This window comes from Hylemonella sp. W303a (genome assembly GCF_046452315.1).
Taxonomy (GTDB): domain Bacteria; phylum Pseudomonadota; class Gammaproteobacteria; order Burkholderiales; family Burkholderiaceae_C; genus Hylemonella.
Genome location: NZ_JBKFDG010000003.1, coordinates 454,633 through 470,775 on the forward strand (window position 1 = coordinate 454,633; position 16,143 = coordinate 470,775).

General features: G+C 64.3%; 16 protein-coding genes. 10 read left to right on the forward strand and 6 right to left on the reverse strand.

Features of this window, described 5'->3' with window-relative positions; genetic code table 11:
* Positions 1 to 275 precede the first annotated feature (275 nt).
* The 9 genes from lepA (at position 276) to ACLBKS_RS08430 (ending at position 8,436) form a co-directional block, all read left to right on the forward strand.
* Entirely contained in the window at positions 276 to 2,084 is a 1,809-nt protein-coding gene (lepA, locus tag ACLBKS_RS08390; protein ID WP_410192330.1) for a translation elongation factor 4, read from the forward strand.
* Positions 2,085 to 2,098: 14 nt separating this feature from the next.
* Positions 2,099 to 3,079 carry a signal peptidase I gene (gene lepB, locus ACLBKS_RS08395; protein ID WP_410192331.1) on the forward strand — a complete coding sequence of 327 codons (981 nt, stop codon included), beginning with the start codon at positions 2,099 to 2,101 and terminating at the stop codon, positions 3,077 to 3,079.
* Between the two features lie 84 nt (positions 3,080 to 3,163).
* Entirely contained in the window at positions 3,164 to 3,835 is a 672-nt protein-coding gene (gene rnc / locus ACLBKS_RS08400; protein WP_410192332.1) for a ribonuclease III, read from the forward strand.
* Between the two features lie 46 nt (positions 3,836 to 3,881).
* Positions 3,882 to 4,820 (forward strand): GTPase Era, encoded by a 939-nt coding sequence (gene era, locus ACLBKS_RS08405; RefSeq protein ID WP_410192333.1) that lies wholly within the window; start codon positions 3,882 to 3,884, stop codon positions 4,818 to 4,820.
* Between the two features lie 196 nt (positions 4,821 to 5,016).
* Positions 5,017 to 5,766: a DNA repair protein RecO gene (recO, locus tag ACLBKS_RS08410; protein WP_410192334.1), complete on the forward strand. Its 750-nt coding sequence runs from the start codon at positions 5,017 to 5,019 to the stop codon at positions 5,764 to 5,766.
* A gap of 33 nt (positions 5,767 to 5,799) precedes the next feature.
* Positions 5,800 to 6,582 carry a pyridoxine 5'-phosphate synthase gene (locus tag ACLBKS_RS08415; RefSeq protein ID WP_410192335.1) on the forward strand — a complete coding sequence of 261 codons (783 nt, stop codon included), beginning with the start codon at positions 5,800 to 5,802 and terminating at the stop codon, positions 6,580 to 6,582.
* A gap of 10 nt (positions 6,583 to 6,592) precedes the next feature.
* On the forward strand, positions 6,593 to 6,985 hold the full coding sequence (acpS, locus tag ACLBKS_RS08420) for a holo-ACP synthase (protein WP_410192336.1): 393 nt from the start codon (positions 6,593 to 6,595) through the stop codon (positions 6,983 to 6,985).
* Positions 6,986 to 7,009: 24 nt separating this feature from the next.
* The gene (nagZ, locus tag ACLBKS_RS08425) at positions 7,010 to 8,098 is read left to right on the forward strand and encodes a beta-N-acetylhexosaminidase (protein WP_410192370.1); all 1,089 of its coding nucleotides are present in this window, start codon (positions 7,010 to 7,012) and stop codon (positions 8,096 to 8,098) included.
* Complete coding sequence (locus ACLBKS_RS08430) at positions 8,095 to 8,436, forward strand: antibiotic biosynthesis monooxygenase family protein (protein WP_410192337.1); 342 nt, start codon at positions 8,095 to 8,097, stop codon at positions 8,434 to 8,436. The genes nagZ and ACLBKS_RS08430 overlap by 4 nt, the downstream gene beginning before the upstream one ends.
* Positions 8,437 to 8,544: 108 nt before the next feature.
* Here the strand turns inward: ACLBKS_RS08430 and ACLBKS_RS08435 are convergent, their stop codons facing one another.
* Together ACLBKS_RS08435 and lysS are read right to left on the reverse strand one after the other, a co-directional pair.
* Positions 8,545 to 9,618, reverse strand: a complete 1,074-nt coding sequence (locus ACLBKS_RS08435) for an MBL fold metallo-hydrolase (RefSeq protein WP_410192338.1) — start codon at positions 9,616 to 9,618, stop codon at positions 8,545 to 8,547.
* Positions 9,619 to 9,652: 34 nt separating this feature from the next.
* Positions 9,653 to 11,209, reverse strand: a complete 1,557-nt coding sequence (lysS, locus tag ACLBKS_RS08440) for a lysine--tRNA ligase (protein WP_410192339.1) — start codon at positions 11,207 to 11,209, stop codon at positions 9,653 to 9,655.
* Between the two features lie 139 nt (positions 11,210 to 11,348).
* On the opposite strand from lysS, the gene ACLBKS_RS08445 reads away from it, so the two are divergent.
* Positions 11,349 to 11,909, forward strand: coding sequence for a YggT family protein (locus tag ACLBKS_RS08445; RefSeq protein ID WP_410192340.1), 561 nt, complete (start codon positions 11,349 to 11,351; stop codon positions 11,907 to 11,909).
* Positions 11,910 to 12,089: 180 nt separating this feature from the next.
* Here the strand turns inward: ACLBKS_RS08445 and accD are convergent, their stop codons facing one another.
* The 4 genes from accD to ACLBKS_RS08465 form a co-directional block, all read right to left on the reverse strand.
* Complete coding sequence (accD, locus tag ACLBKS_RS08450; RefSeq protein WP_410192341.1) at positions 12,090 to 12,962, reverse strand: acetyl-CoA carboxylase, carboxyltransferase subunit beta; 873 nt, start codon at positions 12,960 to 12,962, stop codon at positions 12,090 to 12,092.
* Positions 12,963 to 13,064: 102 nt separating this feature from the next.
* The gene (gene trpA, locus ACLBKS_RS08455) at positions 13,065 to 13,910 is read right to left on the reverse strand and encodes a tryptophan synthase subunit alpha (RefSeq protein ID WP_410192342.1); all 846 of its coding nucleotides are present in this window, start codon (positions 13,908 to 13,910) and stop codon (positions 13,065 to 13,067) included.
* Positions 13,907 to 15,247, reverse strand: a complete 1,341-nt coding sequence (trpB, locus tag ACLBKS_RS08460; RefSeq protein WP_410192343.1) for a tryptophan synthase subunit beta — start codon at positions 15,245 to 15,247, stop codon at positions 13,907 to 13,909. The genes trpA and trpB overlap by 4 nt, the downstream gene beginning before the upstream one ends.
* Before the next feature lie 16 nt (positions 15,248 to 15,263).
* Entirely contained in the window at positions 15,264 to 15,965 is a 702-nt protein-coding gene (locus ACLBKS_RS08465) for a phosphoribosylanthranilate isomerase (RefSeq protein WP_410192344.1), read from the reverse strand.
* Positions 15,966 to 16,143 lie beyond the last annotated feature (178 nt).

Consider the following 16,143-nt stretch of genomic DNA (forward strand, 5'->3'; position numbering starts at 1 on the left):
ACCGTTGCTCCACAGATCTCCCACAACTTGTCCAAGGCATTTCTCACGTGAACTGTTAATAAGCTGTTTATAAATGCCTTGTTGTGACGTCGCAACGTAGGGGTGGAGCGATTTTTGGGGCTGTACGAGGGGGGCTTTTTGCCTACAATGAAGCTCCAACTATCGCAGTTGCCATAGATTGTTGGTTCAGGGCGCGTCACGACTCGACGCGCCCTTTTTTCTTGCCGTCGCATTGTTTGTGCCCTGTTAAATCAATCACTTAAGCGTTCCCTTTGATGAAGCACATCAGAAATTTTTCGATCATTGCGCACATCGATCACGGCAAATCCACGCTCGCGGACCGGCTGATTCAACGCTGCGGTGGCCTGGCTGAGCGTGAGATGGAAGCTCAGGTGCTCGACTCGATGGACATTGAGAAGGAGCGTGGGATAACTATCAAGGCGCAGACCGCCGCGCTCCAATACACGGCGCGCGACGGACAGATCTACAACCTCAATCTGATCGACACACCGGGGCACGTGGACTTCTCTTATGAGGTGTCGCGTTCGCTGTCCGCGTGCGAGGGCGGCTTGCTCGTCGTTGATGCCTCGCAAGGTGTGGAAGCGCAGACGGTGGCGAACTGCTACACCGCGCTCGACCTCGGCGTCGAAGTGCTGCCCGTCTTGAACAAGATGGACTTGCCCCAGGCCGACCCTGAGCGCGCCAAGGAAGAGATCGAGGACGTGATCGGGATCGACGCCTCGGGGGCGATTCCCTGCTCGGCCAAGACCGGCCTGGGCGTGGAGGACATCCTGGAGGCCATCGTCGCCAAGATTCCGGCTCCCCGGGGCAATCCGGACGCGCCCTTGCGCGCCATGATCATCGACAGCTGGTTCGACAGCTACGTGGGCGTCGTCATGTTGGTGCGCGTGGTGGATGGTCGTCTGCAAAAGGGGGAGCGCATCAAGCTGATGGCCAACGGCTCCGCTTATGAAGCCGGTAGTCTGGGCGTCTTCACGCCCGCCAACCAGCCGCGCGACAGCCTGGACGCAGGCGAGGTGGGGTACATCATCGCGGGCATCAAGGAATTGACCGCCGCCAAGGTGGGCGACACGGTGACGCTGGAAAAGAAGCTGCCTAACAACCTGGGGCCGGCCACCGAGGCGCTCCCGGGTTTCAAGGAAATCCAGCCGCAGGTGTTCGCCGGCCTGTACCCGACGGAGGCCAACCAGTACGACGCTTTGCGTGACAGCCTCGAAAAGCTCAAGCTCAACGACGCTTCCCTCCATTTCGAGCCCGAGGTCAGCCAGGCGCTTGGCTTCGGCTTCCGCTGCGGCTTCCTGGGCTTGTTGCACATGGAAATCGTGCAAGAGCGCCTGGAGCGCGAATTCGACCAGGACCTGATCACCACGGCGCCCAGCGTGGTGTACGAGGTGCTCAAGGGCGACGGGGAAGTCATCAAGGTCGAGAACCCGTCCAAGATGCCGGAGCAAGGCCGGATTCAGGAGATCCGCGAACCCATCGTCACGGTGCACCTGTACATGCCGCAGGACTACGTGGGCCCGGTCATGACCCTGGCCAACCAGAAGCGCGGCACGCAGATCAACATGAGCTACCACGGGCGCCAGGTCATGCTGACCTACGAGCTTCCGCTGGGCGAAATCGTGCTCGATTTCTTCGACAAGCTCAAATCGGTCAGCCGCGGCTACGCCAGCATGGATTACGAATTCAAGGAGTACCGTGCCTCGGACGTGGTGAAGGTGGACATCCTGCTCAACGGCGACAAGGTGGATGCCTTGTCCATCATCGTTCACCGCAGCCAAGCTGCCTACCGCGGTCGGGCCGTGGCCGCCAAGATGCGCGAGATCATCAGCCGCCAGCAGTTCGACGTGGCCATCCAAGCCGCGATCGGCGCCCAGGTCATCGCGCGCGAGAACGTCAAGGCGCTGCGCAAGAACGTGCTGGCAAAATGCTACGGCGGTGACATCACCCGCAAACGCAAGCTGCTGGAAAAGCAAAAAGCTGGCAAGAAGCGCATGAAACAGATCGGCGCCGTCGAAGTTCCGCAAGAGGCCTTTCTCGCCATCCTGCAGGTGGAAGATTAAGAAACAACATGGTTATGCAATATCTGACAGCCTGCGTGCTGGCCGCCTTCGCGAGCTACATCGGTGCTTGGTACCTGGGGGCGATCGAGGGCAATTTCGCCTTGCTGCTGCTGCTGTCCACCTTCGTGACGGGCCTGTATTGGCTGGGTGAACGTTTTTACTTCCTGCCCCGTCGCAAGGCCGCTGCGACTCGACTGGAGGCCGAGGCGCAGCAGCGCAGCGCGATGTCGGCACAGGCGGGTGACTTAGCCGGCGAAGAGCTTGCACAGGCGCGCGGTCGCCTGCTGGCGCAACCCTGGTGGCTGGACTGGACGGCAGGCTTGTTTCCGGTGATCGCTGCGGTCTTCCTGCTGCGTTCTTTTTTGTTCGAGCCCTTCAAGATTCCATCCGGCTCCATGATCCCGACACTGCTGGTCGGTGACCTGATCCTGGTCAACAAATACCACTACGGCGTTCGCCTCCCCGTCATCAACACCAAGATCACCGAGGGCCAAGCGGTGGCGCGCGGCGATGTGATGGTCTTTCGCTTCCCGCCCCGACCCAGCCAGGACTACATCAAGCGCGTGGTGGGCTTGCCCGGGGACGAGGTGGTTTACGCCAACAAGCGCCTGACCATCAATGGCCAGGCGGTTCCTACGAACGATCTGCCTGAATTTTTTGACGAAGACGCCATGCGGTACTTCAAGCAGTATGGCGAGATCCTCGGTGCCCCGGCGCAACCCAAGCCACACCGGCTGATCGTGGACACGACACGTCGCGGCGGCTTCGCGGAGGCAGAGATCGGCAACTATCCCTTCCGAGAGGCCTGCAGCTACAACGAGGAAGGTGTGCGCTGCACGGTGCCCGCAGGACACTATTTCGTGATGGGTGACAACCGCGATAATTCGCTGGATTCGCGCTACTGGGGCTTCGTGCCGGATGAAAACATCGTGGGCAAGGCCTTCATGATCTGGATGAACTTCGGCGACTTCAAGCGCATTGGTTTCTTCGATTGAGATTCCTCCCACGGATGCGTCTCGCCATGCTGGCGAGGGCGCGGAAAAACCAGAGGCAACGTGGCTGATCTAAGCACTTTGCAAATGCGTTTGCAGGACCACCTGCAGCGCCCCTTCACGGACGCGGCACTGTTGCAGCGCGCATTGACGCACCGCAGCTTTTGCGCGGACCACAACGAGCGCCTGGAGTTCCTGGGTGATTCGGTGCTGAACTTGGCCGTGGCCGATTTGCTCTACCAGCGACTGCATGCGCTGCCCGAGGGTGACCTCTCGCGCATCCGAGCCAATCTGGTGAAACAGGAAACCTTGCACCAGCTGGCCATGGAGCTCGGCCTGCCCGAACTCTTGCGCCTGGGCGACGGCGAACTGCGATCCGGCGGCAACAAGCGTCCCTCCATCCTGGCCGATGCCTTGGAAGCCCTGATTGGCGCGGTTTACCTGGACGCGGGGTATGCCGCCGCGCAGGCCCTGGTGCACCACTTGTACGAAAAGGTCGAAGTTACGCCTCAGATGCAGGCCAGCGCCAAGGACCCCAAGACCGAGTTGCAGGAGTGGCTGCAGGCGCGCAAGCTCAAACTGCCGCAGTACCGGGTCGTGGCGACCACGGGTGCGGCGCACCGGCAGACCTTCGACGTGGAATGCGAAGTCTCTGAATTTCAGCTGGCCGAGCGCGGCATCGGCGGATCCCGTCGGGCTGGAGAACAGGCCGCGGCAGCCGCCATGTTGCAGACCTTGAAAGCGCGGGGCGTGTCGTGAGCACGTCCTCGAACCCGAACTCGCCCCGCGTGGAGCGGGTATGACCATGCCCGACACAAATACCCCCGAAGTTGTGCCCGCCCGACGCTGCGGTTTGATTGCCATTGTGGGCAAGCCCAATGTTGGCAAATCGACCCTGCTCAACGCCCTGGTGGGGCAGAAGATCAGCATCACCTCGCGCAAGGCTCAGACCACGCGCCACCGCATCACCGGCATCCGCACCGTGGGTTCGACCCAGTTCGTCTTCGCGGACACGCCGGGTTTCCAGACCCGGCATGGCAACGCGCTCAACCGCTCCCTCAACAAGACCGTGCAGGGCGCGGTGGGCGATGTGGATTTGGTGCTTTTCGTGGTTGAAGCCGGGAGTTTCAACCAAGCCGATGAGCAGGTGCTCAAGTTGTTGGCGCCTGGAGTTCCCGTCCTGCTGATCGCCAACAAGTTGGACACCATCAAGCACCGCGCCGAATTGGCGCCCTGGTTGCAGGAGATGCAGCACCGCTTTGAACGCCTCGGCGCGAAGGCTGAAATAGTGCCGCTGTCGGCCAAGAACCCCAAGGATGTCGAACGACTGTTGGGCATTTGCGAAAAGCACCTGCCCGAGCAAGACTGGTGGTACAGCGAGGACGAACTGACCGATCGCAGTGAAAAATTCCTCGCCAGCGAAATCGTGCGGGAAAAGCTCTTTCGCCTGACGGGTGACGAGTTGCCGTACACCTCGACCGTTGTGATTGATAAATTTGAAGAAGAGCCGGGCAAGACCGCCAGCCGCTTCGTCAAGATCGCCGCGACCATCATCGTCGAGCGCGACGGACACAAAGCCATGGTGATCGGTGACAAGGGTGAGCGGCTCAAGCGCATCGGCATGGAAGCCCGCCAGGAGTTGGAGACACTGATGGACGCCAAGGTGTTCCTGGAGCTCTGGGTCAAGGTGCGGTCTGGCTGGGCCGACGATGAGGCGCGGGTGCGGAGCTTCGGCTATGAATAGCATCCCCCCCGTTGCTCCCCCACTGCGTGTGGGCCGGCATCTGTGCCACGGCCGGAGCCCTGGGCTCTTCGGGCCGTCCAAGCCTGCGCAGGCAGGCTTGGAGCCGCGGCCGCTCAGCCCCTCAAGGGGGCGCACCCAGTGGCCCGGCAAAGCCGGTTCCACGGGTGCACTGGTCTAAGAACCACGGGCGGCATGCATGGCCACCCGGCGAATCACGGATGAACCGGCCTTCGTGCTCCACCGTTATGACTGGAGCGAAACCAGCCTGATCCTGGAGGTTTTCACGCGCCATCACGGCCGGTTGGCGCTGGCGGCCAAGGGCGTGAAACGGCCGACCTCGAATTTCCGCCCCGTGTTGTTGCCGCTGCAACCCTTGCGCCTGGCTTATGGCGGGGAGGGCGAAGTGCGGACCCTCAAGAGCGCCGAGTGGGTGGGCGGGCATGTCATGCCTACGGGCGAATCGCTGCTCTCGGGCTATTACCTGAATGAGTTGTTGATCCGCCTGCTGGCTCGGGACGACCCGCATCCCGCGCTGTTCGACATCTATGCCCAAGTGGTGAGCCTGCTGGCCTCCGAGCACGGCGAGGTGTTGCAGGCGGCCCTGCGAGCTTTTGAGCTGCTGCTGCTGCGCGAGGCCGGCTTGCTGCCTGCCTTGGACATGCAGACCCTGACACTCAGTCCGCTGGACGCGCGCACCGCCTATTGCCTGGTGCCGGAGTGGGGCTTGCGCCTCGCGCAGGCCCAGGACCGATCCTCCTTGCTGGGTGCCCAATGGCGGGACCTGCACGCGGCCTTGGCGCCCGAGGCTTCCTTCCTCAATGCCCTGCGGGCCTGTGCCGCCGTGGCGTCAGAACTCAAGCCTCAGTTGCGCGCCTTGCTCCACTACCATTGCGGGGGCGGCACGCTGCGCACCCGTCAGCTGATGATGGACCTGCAGAATCTGTGACCCCGCGCTGGAACTGCCGCCGCGCTGACCTCGATGACCGCCATGACTCTCACCACCGCCCTTTCCGTCAACGTCAACAAAGTGGCGCTGCTGCGCAATTCCCGTCACCTGGACATCCCCAGTGTCACGCGCGCGGCCACGCTGTGCCTGCAGGCGGGCGCGCAAGGCATCACGGTGCATCCCCGCCCTGACGAGCGGCACATTCGCGCGCGCGATGTGTATGAACTCGCGGAATTGTTGAAGGCCTGGCCCGACCGTGAATACAACATCGAGGGCAACCCTTTCCATAACCTGATGGATTTCATCCGCGAGCTTGCGGGCCGGGGCATGCGGCCTCACCAAGCCACTTTTGTTCCGGACAGCGAGGGCCAGTTCACGAGTGACCATGGCTGGCAGTTGTACGAGCCAGGCTCGAGGGATGTCGAACGTCTGCGGCCCCTGATCGCCGAATGCCATGCGCTGGGGGTGCGCGTGAGTCTGTTCATGGACGCCGAACCGCAGGCCATGGCGGCGGCGAAAGCCTTGGGCGCTGATCGCGTCGAGCTCTACACCGAGCCGTATGCCGCGGCGCATGGGGGTGCCGATCAGGCCACGCAACTCCAACGTTTTGCTGCCGCCGCTCGGGCAGCGCGGGACGCTGGCCTGGGCGTCAACGCGGGCCATGACCTCAACCGCGACAACCTCACGGATTTCCTGCGCGCCGTGCCCGGCGTGCAAGAGGTGTCCATCGGTCATGCGCTGATCGCCGACGCTTTGGAACTGGGCTACACCGACACGGTGCGCGACTACCTGCGCTGCATCCAGCACGCGGCGTGAGGTCGGGGCGATGATTTACGGCATCGGCACCGACATCTGCGATGTGCGCCGCATCCGGGCCAGCTTCGAGAAGCGCGGCGAGCGTTTCGCGCGGCATGTGCTGGGCGAAGCCGAATTGAAGGTCTGGTCGGCCCGCAGCGCGCGCTGGCCCGAGCGAGGTCTGCGCTACCTGGCCACGCGTTTCTCGGCCAAGGAGGCCTTCAGCAAGGCGATTGGGCTGGGCATCCACATGCCCATGACCTGGCGCAGCTGCGAAATCCTCAACCATGCCAGCGGCCAACCCTATATCCACCTGCGCGGTGACCTCAAGACCTGGTTCGAGGCGCAGGGCCTGCGCGCCCACGTGACGGTGACCGACGAGACCGACTACGCGGCGAGCTTCGTCGTGGTCGAGAAAGATTGATCCTTCCCCATGACTGGCAGCACCATGATGCAACACGCACCCCTCATCATCGACGTCGCGGGCTTGTCCCTCACCGACGACGACCGTCGCCGCCTCGCCCACCCCTTGGTCGGCGGCGTGATCCACTTCGCGCGCAACTGGAAGAACCGTGCCCAGCTCACTGCGCTCAATGACGAAATCAAGGAACTGCGGCCCGACCTGCTGATCTGCGTGGACCACGAAGGCGGTCGTGTTCAGCGCTTCAAGACCGACGGATTCACCCACCTGCCCGCCATGCGGCGCCTGGGTGAACTTTGGATGAAGGACGCGATGGCGGCCACCAATGCCGCCACCGCCTGCGGTCAGGTGCTGGCTTCGGAGTTGCGCGCCTGCGGCGTGGATCTGAGTTTCACGCCCGTGCTGGATTTGGACTGGGGACCTTCCGGAGTCATCGGCGACCGCGCCTTTCACCAGGACGCCCGCGTGGCCACGCTGCTTGCCAAGAGCCTGATGCATGGCCTGCTGCAGGCGGGCATGGCCAATTGCGGCAAGCACTTCCCCGGCCACGGCTACGTGGCAGCGGATTCGCACACCGAGATTCCCGTGGACAAGCGCAGCCTCAAAGCCATCCTGACCGACGACGCCAAGCCCTATGAATGGCTGAACACCACGCTGGCCAGCGTGATGCCCGCGCATGTGGTCTATCCCAAGGTGGATGCGCGTCCCGCCGGTTTTTCCAGCACCTGGCTCAACGACATCTTGCGTGCTCGCCTGGGTTTCACGGGCGCGATCTTCAGCGACGACTTGAGCATGGCGGGTGCCCGCGTGATCGAGGGGCGTCCGGTCAGCACCACCGAGGCGGCTTTGGCGGCCCTGGGCGCGGGCTGCGATCTGGTGCTGCTGTGCAACCAGAGCTTGGCGACTCAAGAGGGTGCGGGAGCACATGGGGTCAAGGGCGCGCCCATCGATGAGTTGATCGATGGTCTGGCCGAGGCGCAGATCAAAGGGCGCTGGCGGCCTTCAGAGGTCAGCGAACAGCGCCGTCTGGACTTGCTGCCCAGGGTGCCCGCGCTGGAGTGGGACGCGCTGATGGTGGACCCCGCCTATGTGCGCGCGCTGGAGCTGCTGCCATGAGCGCGCAGACACCCTCACCGTTCGCTCGCCTGCCCGAGCCGCCGTATTACGCCGTGATCTTTTCCTCGCGCCGCACTCCCGGGGAGGGCGGGTATGGCGCCATGGCCGAGCGCATGGTCGAGCTGGCGGAGCAGCAGCCTGGCTTTCTCGGCGTGGAGAGCGTGCGCGGGGCCGACGGCTTCGGCATCACCGTGTCCTATTGGCGCAGTGAGGACGACATCGCGGCCTGGCGTCGGCATGCCGAACATCGGGTGGCGCAGGAACAAGGGCGTGCCCAGTGGTACGAGCATTACGAACTGCGCGTGGCCCGTGTCGAACGCGCCTGGGGCGGGCCTTGACCCCAAGGAGAGTGTCGGCGATCCTGCCGCCCCTTGAGCCGCCGAATCGGGCAGGCTGATGCTCAGGACGGTGGGGCAGGTCCGGCGCGCAATCCAAGCCCCCGGGTCTCAGAGCCCGGCCCGCCTGCGCGGTGGCAGCACCCGCGTCTGGCCGATCGCCATCACGAAGAATTCCTGCTCGTCGATGGCCTGCTCGCGCAGCACCTGGGCCAGGGCCCGGGGCGGTTCGTCCAGCGCCTCGTCGGTCAGCGCGAACGTGCCCCAGTGCATGCCCAGCGAGCGCTTGGCGGCGAGGTCGCGGTGGATCTTGACGGCTTCCTCCGGGTTCACGTGCTGGTCGCGCATGAACCAGCGCGGTTCGTAGGCACCGATGGGCAGCAAGGCGAGGTCGAAACCGCCGCCTTGGGCTTGCGACTGGCGCTCGGCGTAACGCGCGCGCAGTGCTGAGAACTCCCGGCTGTAGGCCGTGTCGCCAGCGAAAAACAAGTGGAAGTCGGGGCCAAACACCGCGAAGCCACCCCAGAGCGTGGCCATGCGGTCGGTGAGGCCGCGCGCGGACCAGTGCTGGGCTGGCGCCAGCACCACGTCCACCGTGCCGCCAGGCGCTTGCACGGGGTGGCTGTCCCACCAATCCATCTCAACGGCGTGTTCGGGCGCCACGCCACGGGCGACCAACCAAGGCTTGAGGCCCAGAGGCACGACGAACAGCGGCGCACCGCCTGTCTGCCGGTTCAGGGCCTGCACCGAAGACACGTCCAGGTGGTCGTAGTGGTTGTGTGAGGTCAGCACCAGATCGATGTGCGGCAAGTCCCGCAGTGGCACGCCGGGCGGCTGGTGGCGCTTGGGGCCGAGAAAGGACAGGGGCGACGCACGTTCGGAGAAGATCGCGTCGGTCAGCAGGGTGAGACCGCTCATCTGCACCATCACGGTGGCATGGCCGATCCAGGTCACGGCCGGTTGCATCGCGGCCCCGGCCCGGGCATTGCGGTGCAGGAAGTCCAGATCAGGGGCCACCACCGGGATCGGGGCGGAGGGAGGTGCAGGCAAGGACTTGCGGCTGGCCTCGATCTTCCAGCGCAGCACCTCGGCCAGGCTCTTGCCGGGAAACTCCCGGTCAGCGTTCTGGAAACCCTGGGGCCGATGGTGCGGTTTCGCCGGGTCGTAGTAGGGGTTCTTGGTCATGTCGACCTGCATCCGAACCTGTAGGCCGCCGGGATCAGCCCTCGCGCCGCAGGGCCGGGAACAGGATGACGTCGCGGATGCTCGGGCTGTCGGTGAGCAGCATCATCAGGCGGTCCAGGCCCACGCCGCAGCCGCCCGTGGGGGGCATGCCGTACTCCAGCGCGCGCACGTAGTCGTGGTCGTAGTACATGGCCTCGTCATCGCCGCTGTCCTTGGCCTCGACCTGCGACTGAAAGCGCCGGGCCTGTTCCTCGGCATCGTTCAGCTCGGAGAAACCGTTGCCGAATTCACGGCCCGTGATGTAGAGCTCGAAGCGCTCGGTCACCTCGGGGTGCTTGTCGCTGGCGCGCGCCAGCGGCGAGATTTCCACCGGGTGCTCGCAGATGAAAGTCGGTTGCCACAGTTGATGCTCGACCCACTCCTCAAAGTAGAGAACCTGCAGCCCAGCGAGGCTACGCTTCGATACGCGGTGTGACTCTTCTGAGATGCCAATAAGTCTTAGTGCTTCGATCAGCCAAGCTGCATCGTCGACGCGAGCGCGACCGTCAGGTGGCGCGTACTTGACGATGGCCTCGCGGATGGTCAGGCGCTCAAAGGGCTGGCTCAAATCAACCGCCTTGCCGCCATACGTCAGTTGCAGCGTGCCCACGGCCTTCTGCGCGACATGGCGGATCAGGCTTTCCGTGTAGGTCATCAAATCCTGGTAGTCCCAATACGCCGCATAGAACTCCATCATCGTGAACTCGGGGTTGTGGCGCACCGAGATGCCTTCATTGCGGAAGCTGCGGTTGATCTCGAACACGCGCTCGAAACCACCGACGATCAGGCGCTTGAGGTACAGCTCCGGCGCAATGCGCAGGAACATTTCCTGATCCAGCGCATTGTGGTGCGTCACGAAGGGTTTGGCGTTCGCGCCGCCCGGGATCGGGTGCAGCATCGGCGTCTCGACCTCCAGGAAGCCGTTCTGCACCATGTAGTCCCGGATCGAGGACACGGCCTTGCTGCGCGCGGCGAAGCGCTTGCGCGCGTCTTCGTCCGTGATCAGGTCCACGTAGCGCTGGCGGTACTTCATCTCCTGGTCGGCCATGCCATGGAACTTGTCCGGCATCGGGCGCAGGCTCTTGGTGAGCAGGCGGATTTGGCTGACGTTGATGGAGAGCTCACCCGTCTTGGTCTTGAACACGGTGCCTTCGGCAGCCAGGATGTCGCCCAGATCCCAGTGTTTGAACGCGGCGTACGTGTCCTCGCCCACGGCGTCGCGGGTCACGTAGAGTTGGATGCGGCCCGTGGCGTCCTGCAAGGTGGCGAAGCTGGCCTTGCCCATGACGCGCTTGAGCATCATGCGGCCCGCGACACTGGCGCGCGGTGCCTGTTCCAGCAGGCCCTCGGGCGTCTGGCCTTCATGGGCGGCGTGGATCGCCGCAGCCCGGTCGGCAGGCTTGAAGTCGTTGGGGAAAGCCGGGCCCCGGCCCTGGGTCTGCTGTTCGCGGATGGCTTTCAGTTTCTCGCGCCGTTCGGCGATGAGCTGGTTGTCGTCTTGCGCGACGTGGGTCTGCGCGTTCGCCGGGGCGGAGGTCTGGTGTTCGGACATGGGGTAGGGGGATGGAGAGGAAGGCCGCCTCGCGGTCTTAACCCGCCATTTTATGAGAGGCTATCATCGGCCCTCGTCACCCGGGTCCGGCGCGGGTCCGGCCTCCCGCATTTGTTTCTCCTCTGCCGATCGTTCATCCATGCTGTTCCAGATCGTTTCCCTCCTGCTCGAAGTCGCCGCCAGCGTGCTGGGCGGCGCCTGCCTGCTGCGCCTCTACATGCAGCAGCAGCGCATTTCCATGTCGGCCAGCTCGGGCAACCCCTTGGGGCGCTTCATATTCGTGCTGACGGACTGGATCGTGCTGCCCTTGCGCCGAGTCTTGCCCGCGCTCGGTCGCTGGGACCTGGCCAGCCTGGTTGCGGCCTGGCTGATCGAATTGGCTCAGTTTTCCCTGCTGTGGCTGTTGCAGGGATTGGCGTACAGCTACGCCGCCGTGCTGATCCTGGCTTGCTTCGGCGTGGTGCGCCTCGTCATTTCTGGCATGACGGGCCTGGTCATCATTTACGCGGTGCTGTCGTGGGTCCAGGCCCGCAGCGCCATGGCCGATCTGATTGATCGCCTGGTGGTGCCCTTGCTGGCGCCGATCCGCCGTTTCATGCCCTTGATCGGTGGCATCGACCTGTCTCCGCTGGTGCTGCTGGTGTTGTTGCAGGTCTTCAGCATCGTGCTGGGCTATTTGCAAGGCGCGGCCTTGCTGTGACCGTGATCCTCCGGGCGACCTTGGCCGGGAGCTTCGGGAGCTCGGAATCGCTCAGGGCGCGGAATTTCCAAGTCCAGTGACTGCTCCCCAGCCATGAAAAAAACGCCAGCGTGAGCTGGCGTTTTTGTTTGCGTTGCGCAGCCCCTCCTTGGGGAGGGTGACGCCAGAGGCGTCTGATCGTCAGATCAACGCGTCGGCGGGCTGGCGCAGCAGCATGGCCAGGGTGCTGGCCACGGTCTTGCGCAGCTCGCGCCGGTCGCAGATGAAGTCGATGGCGCCCTTTTCCTGCAGGAACTCGGCGCGCTGGAAGCCCTCGGGCAACTTCACGCGCACGGTGTTCTCGATCACGCGCGGACCGGCGAAGCCGATCAGGGCCTTGGGCTCGGCGATCACCACGTCACCCACGAAGGCGAAACCGGCGGACACGCCGCCCATGGTCGGGTCGGTCAGCACGCTGATGTAGGGCAGCTTCTTCTTGGCCAGGCGGGTCAGGGCCGCGTTGGTCTTGGCCATCTGCATCAGGGAGAGCAGGCCCTCCTGCATGCGCGCGCCACCGGTGGCGGTGAAGCACACGAAGGGGACTTTTTGCTCGATGGCGGTTTCGACGCCGCGCACGAAACGCTCGCCGACCACGGAGCCCATGGAGCCGCCCATGAACCCGAATTCGAACGCCGCTGCGACGACGCCAATGCCGTGCACCGCGCCGCCCTGGACGATCAGGGCATCGGTCTCCCCGGTCGCTTCCATGGCTTCCTTCAGGCGTTCAGGGTACTTGCGGCTGTCCTTGAACTTGAGCGCGTCCACGGGCAGCACTTCCTGGCCGATCTCATAGCGCCCCTCGTTGTCCAGAAAGAGGTTGAGCCGCGTGCGCGCGTCGATGCGGTGGTGGTGGCCGCAGGTGGGGCAGACGTTTTGGTTGTGCTCCAGGTCGGTCTTGTAGAGCACGGATTCGCAGCTCGGGCACTTGATCCACAGGCCCTCGGGCACGGTGCGGCGCTCCGCCGGATCGCTGGGCTGGATTTTCGGGGGCAGCAGTTTTTCGAGCCAACTCATGTTGGGTTCCTCTCAGATCGGAAGAGATCGGGATGGGCGCGCCAGCTGGCGTCGACAAGGGCCGACGTGTCGCCAATCGGCGACGGGCGCGCGAGGCGGGGATTATCCCTCCAAACTGTCCAGGGCCCGGCGGATGCCCCGCAGGAAGTCCATGGCAACCGTAACGACTTGTGCGTGCGGCTTGTCGCCGATCAGCTGCAGGATGCGGCTGCCGATGACCACCGCGTCGGCACTGGCACCGATGGCCTTGGCGGTTTCCGCATCCCGTATGCCGAAACCGACGCCGACCGGGATCTTCACGTGCTGGCGGATGCGCGGCAGCATGGCCTGGACTGAGGCGGTGTCCAGCGCGCCCGAGCCGGTCACGCCTTTGAGCGAAACGTAATAGACATAGCCGCTGGCAAGCCTGGCCACCTGGGCCATGCGCTCGTCGGTGCTGGTGGGCGCCAGCAGGAAGATCAGGTCCATGCCCTGGGCTTTCAGCCGGGCCGCGAAATCCGCGCATTCCTCGGGTGGGTAATCCACCACCAGCACGCCGTCCACGCCGGCGGCGGCGGCATCGCGCACGAAGGCCGATTCCGCCTGGGAGCCTGCCGAATGACCGCTGCCATGCAGTTGTTCGTAGCGTTCGATGGGGTTGGCGTAACCCATCAGCACCACGGGCGTGGTCTGGTTGCGGGTGCGGAACTCTCGCACCATGGCCAGCACCTGCTTGAGGCCGATGCCCGCGGCCAGGGCCTTGTCGCCCGCCGCCTGGATCACGGGGCCATCAGCGCTGGGATCGGAAAAGGGCACGCCCAGTTCGATCACGTCGGCGCCAGCCTCGACCATGCCCGCCATCAGCGCGGGCGTGATGTCGGGGTAGGGATAGCCAGCCGTGACGAAGGGAATCAGCGCCTTGCGTTTTTCGCTTTTCAGCTGTTCGAAGGTGTCGGTGATCCGGCTCATGCCTTGGTGCCTCCCATGCCCGCGTTCTGGGCCGATGCGGTCGGACCTGTGCCACCCTTCACCGTATGGCCACGCATCGACGGCCGGTCGTAAAAATCCACGCCTGAGAGGTCGGCCACGGTACCGATGTCCTTGTCGCCCCGGCCTGAGAGGTTGACCAGGATGCTCTGGTCGGTCCGCATGGTTTTCGCCAGTTTCATGGCGTAGGCCACGGCGTGACTGGATTCGAGCGCGGGAATGATGCCCTCGGTGCGGCACAGGTAGTGAAAGGCCGCCAGCGCTTCCTCGTCGGTGATGCCCACGTACTCCGCGCGGCCCGTGTCCTTGAGCCAAGCATGCTCGGGGCCGACGCCGGGGTAGTCCAGGCCCGCGCTGATGCTGTGGGTTTCCGTGACCTGTCCATCGTCGTTGTGCAGCACGTAGGTGCGATTGCCGTGCAGCACACCGGGCGTGCCGCGCTGCAGGGAGGCGGCATGCTTGCCTGTGTCCAGACCCTCGCCCGCAGCTTCGATACCGATCAAGCGTGTCTGGGCATGGGGGATGTAGGGGTGGAAGATGCCCATGGCGTTGCTGCCTCCGCCCACGCAGGCCAGCACGGCGTCGGGCTGCGCCGTTTTACAGCCGGCGCGTGCCAGCATCTCGGGCATCTGCACGAGGCATTCCTCGCCAATCACGCTCTGGAAATCCCGCACCATCATCGGGTAGGGGTGAGGGCCAGCCACTGTGCCGATGATGTAGAAGGTGTTGTCCACATTGGCCACCCAGTCGCGCATGGCCTCGTTGAGCGCGTCCTTGAGCGTCTTGCTGCCGGACTCCACCGGCACCACGGTCGCGCCCAGCAGCTTCATTCGGTACACGTTGGGCGACTGGCGTTTCACGTCCTCGCTGCCCATGTAGACCACGCATTCCAGGCCGTAGCGCGCACAGATCGTCGCGGTGGCCACGCCGTGCTGGCCCGCGCCCGTCTCGGCGATCACGCGCGGCTTACCCATGCGGCGCGCCAGCAGCGCCTGGCCGATGGTGTTGTTGATCTTGTGCGCGCCGGTGTGGTTGAGGTCTTCGCGCTTGAGGAAGATTTGCGCGCCGCCTTGTTCGCGGCTCATGCGCGCTGCGTGGTAAATCGGTGAAGGACGCCCGACGAAGTGGGCCAGCTCGTACTTGAACTCCGCCAGGAATTCCGGGTCGTGCTGGTACTTGGCGTAGGTCGCCTTGAGTTCGTTGACGGCCTGGGTCAGCGTTTCGCTGATGAAGCTGCCGCCGTAGGGGCCGAAGTGGCCGGAGGCGTCGGGCAAGGCCGCGGCACCCCGCAGGGCATCGGTGTGGGAATGATCAGACATGGTGGTTCCAAACGGTTTATGCCTGCGTCGCCGTCAGGTCGTGCGCACGCACGGCAGCGACAAAGGCTTGGATCTTCCCGGCGTCCTTCACCCCCTTGGAGGCTTCAACGCCGGAGCTCACATCCACGGCCAGCGATTTACAGCGCGGCCGCAGCAGGCGGATGCCATCGCCCACATTTGCAGGCGTCAACCCACCACTCAAGACGAGGTGAGCGTCGACGTTTGGAGGAAGCAGTGACCATTCGAAAGTTTTGCCGCCGCCGCCATATCCCTCAACCTGGGCGTCGAGCAGGATGGCTTGGGCATGGGCGTAGTCGTTCGCATATTTTACGAGGTCGAATGTCTCGCCCATTTCCTTGCCTGCCTGTTGCAGGGGAATGCGGGCGGCGCGCAGGAAGGCGCGTGGGTGCGGCCGCTCGCTGGCGGCCTTGGCCAGCATCAGGCATTGCTGGGGCGTTTCGTCGCCATGGAACTGCAGCACGGCGTTCGGGATCAGCTCGCAGGCCTGCCGCACCTGGCCGGGCGTGGCGTTGACGAAGAGCAGCACGGGCGTGACGAAGGCCGGCAGGCGGCGCGCGAGGACGGCGGCGCGGTGCGGCAGGACGTGGCGCGGACTTTTTTCATAGAGCACGAAACCAGCGGCATCGGCCCCGGCATCGGCCACGGCGTCGACGTCCTGTTCGCGGGTCAGGCCGCAGATTTTGATTCTTGTCCTCATGGGGGGATGTTAGCTGGCGCAGCTTGCTTCGGTGACACGCAGGCGCGCGGGTTTGGGCGACCACTCCTCATATGATTTGCTACGCAAATCGAAATCGTCGGGTTCACCCAAACCCGCGCGCCTGCTTGGGGCAGGCACTCAATTCATGCGGACAGCAGCGATGCTGGTTCAAGCGCAT

Excerpts from the sequence above, each read along its gene's own strand:
- accD (WP_410192341.1), bottom strand. The coding sequence starts at position 12,962 with ATGAGTTGGCTCGAAAAACTGCTGCCCCCGAAAATCCAGCCCAGCGAT.
- lepB (WP_410192331.1), top strand. The coding sequence starts at position 2,099 with ATGCAATATCTGACAGCCTGCGTGCTGGCCGCCTTCGCGAGCTACATC.
- ACLBKS_RS08445 (WP_410192340.1), top strand. The coding sequence starts at position 11,349 with ATGCTGTTCCAGATCGTTTCCCTCCTGCTCGAAGTCGCCGCCAGCGTG.
- ACLBKS_RS08435 (WP_410192338.1), bottom strand. The coding sequence starts at position 9,618 with ATGACCAAGAACCCCTACTACGACCCGGCGAAACCGCACCATCGGCCC.
- era (WP_410192333.1), top strand. The coding sequence starts at position 3,882 with ATGCCCGACACAAATACCCCCGAAGTTGTGCCCGCCCGACGCTGCGGT.
- ACLBKS_RS08465 (WP_410192344.1), bottom strand. The coding sequence starts at position 15,965 with ATGAGGACAAGAATCAAAATCTGCGGCCTGACCCGCGAACAGGACGTC.
- lepA (WP_410192330.1), top strand. The coding sequence starts at position 276 with ATGAAGCACATCAGAAATTTTTCGATCATTGCGCACATCGATCACGGC.
- nagZ (WP_410192370.1), top strand. The coding sequence starts at position 7,010 with ATGATGCAACACGCACCCCTCATCATCGACGTCGCGGGCTTGTCCCTC.
- trpB (WP_410192343.1), bottom strand. The coding sequence starts at position 15,247 with ATGTCTGATCATTCCCACACCGATGCCCTGCGGGGTGCCGCGGCCTTG.
- lysS (WP_410192339.1), bottom strand. The coding sequence starts at position 11,209 with ATGTCCGAACACCAGACCTCCGCCCCGGCGAACGCGCAGACCCACGTC.
- rnc (WP_410192332.1), top strand. The coding sequence starts at position 3,164 with ATGCGTTTGCAGGACCACCTGCAGCGCCCCTTCACGGACGCGGCACTG.
- trpA (WP_410192342.1), bottom strand. The coding sequence starts at position 13,910 with ATGAGCCGGATCACCGACACCTTCGAACAGCTGAAAAGCGAAAAACGC.
- ACLBKS_RS08415 (WP_410192335.1), top strand. The coding sequence starts at position 5,800 with ATGACCGCCATGACTCTCACCACCGCCCTTTCCGTCAACGTCAACAAA.
- acpS (WP_410192336.1), top strand. The coding sequence starts at position 6,593 with ATGATTTACGGCATCGGCACCGACATCTGCGATGTGCGCCGCATCCGG.
- ACLBKS_RS08430 (WP_410192337.1), top strand. The coding sequence starts at position 8,095 with ATGAGCGCGCAGACACCCTCACCGTTCGCTCGCCTGCCCGAGCCGCCG.
- recO (WP_410192334.1), top strand. The coding sequence starts at position 5,017 with ATGGCCACCCGGCGAATCACGGATGAACCGGCCTTCGTGCTCCACCGT.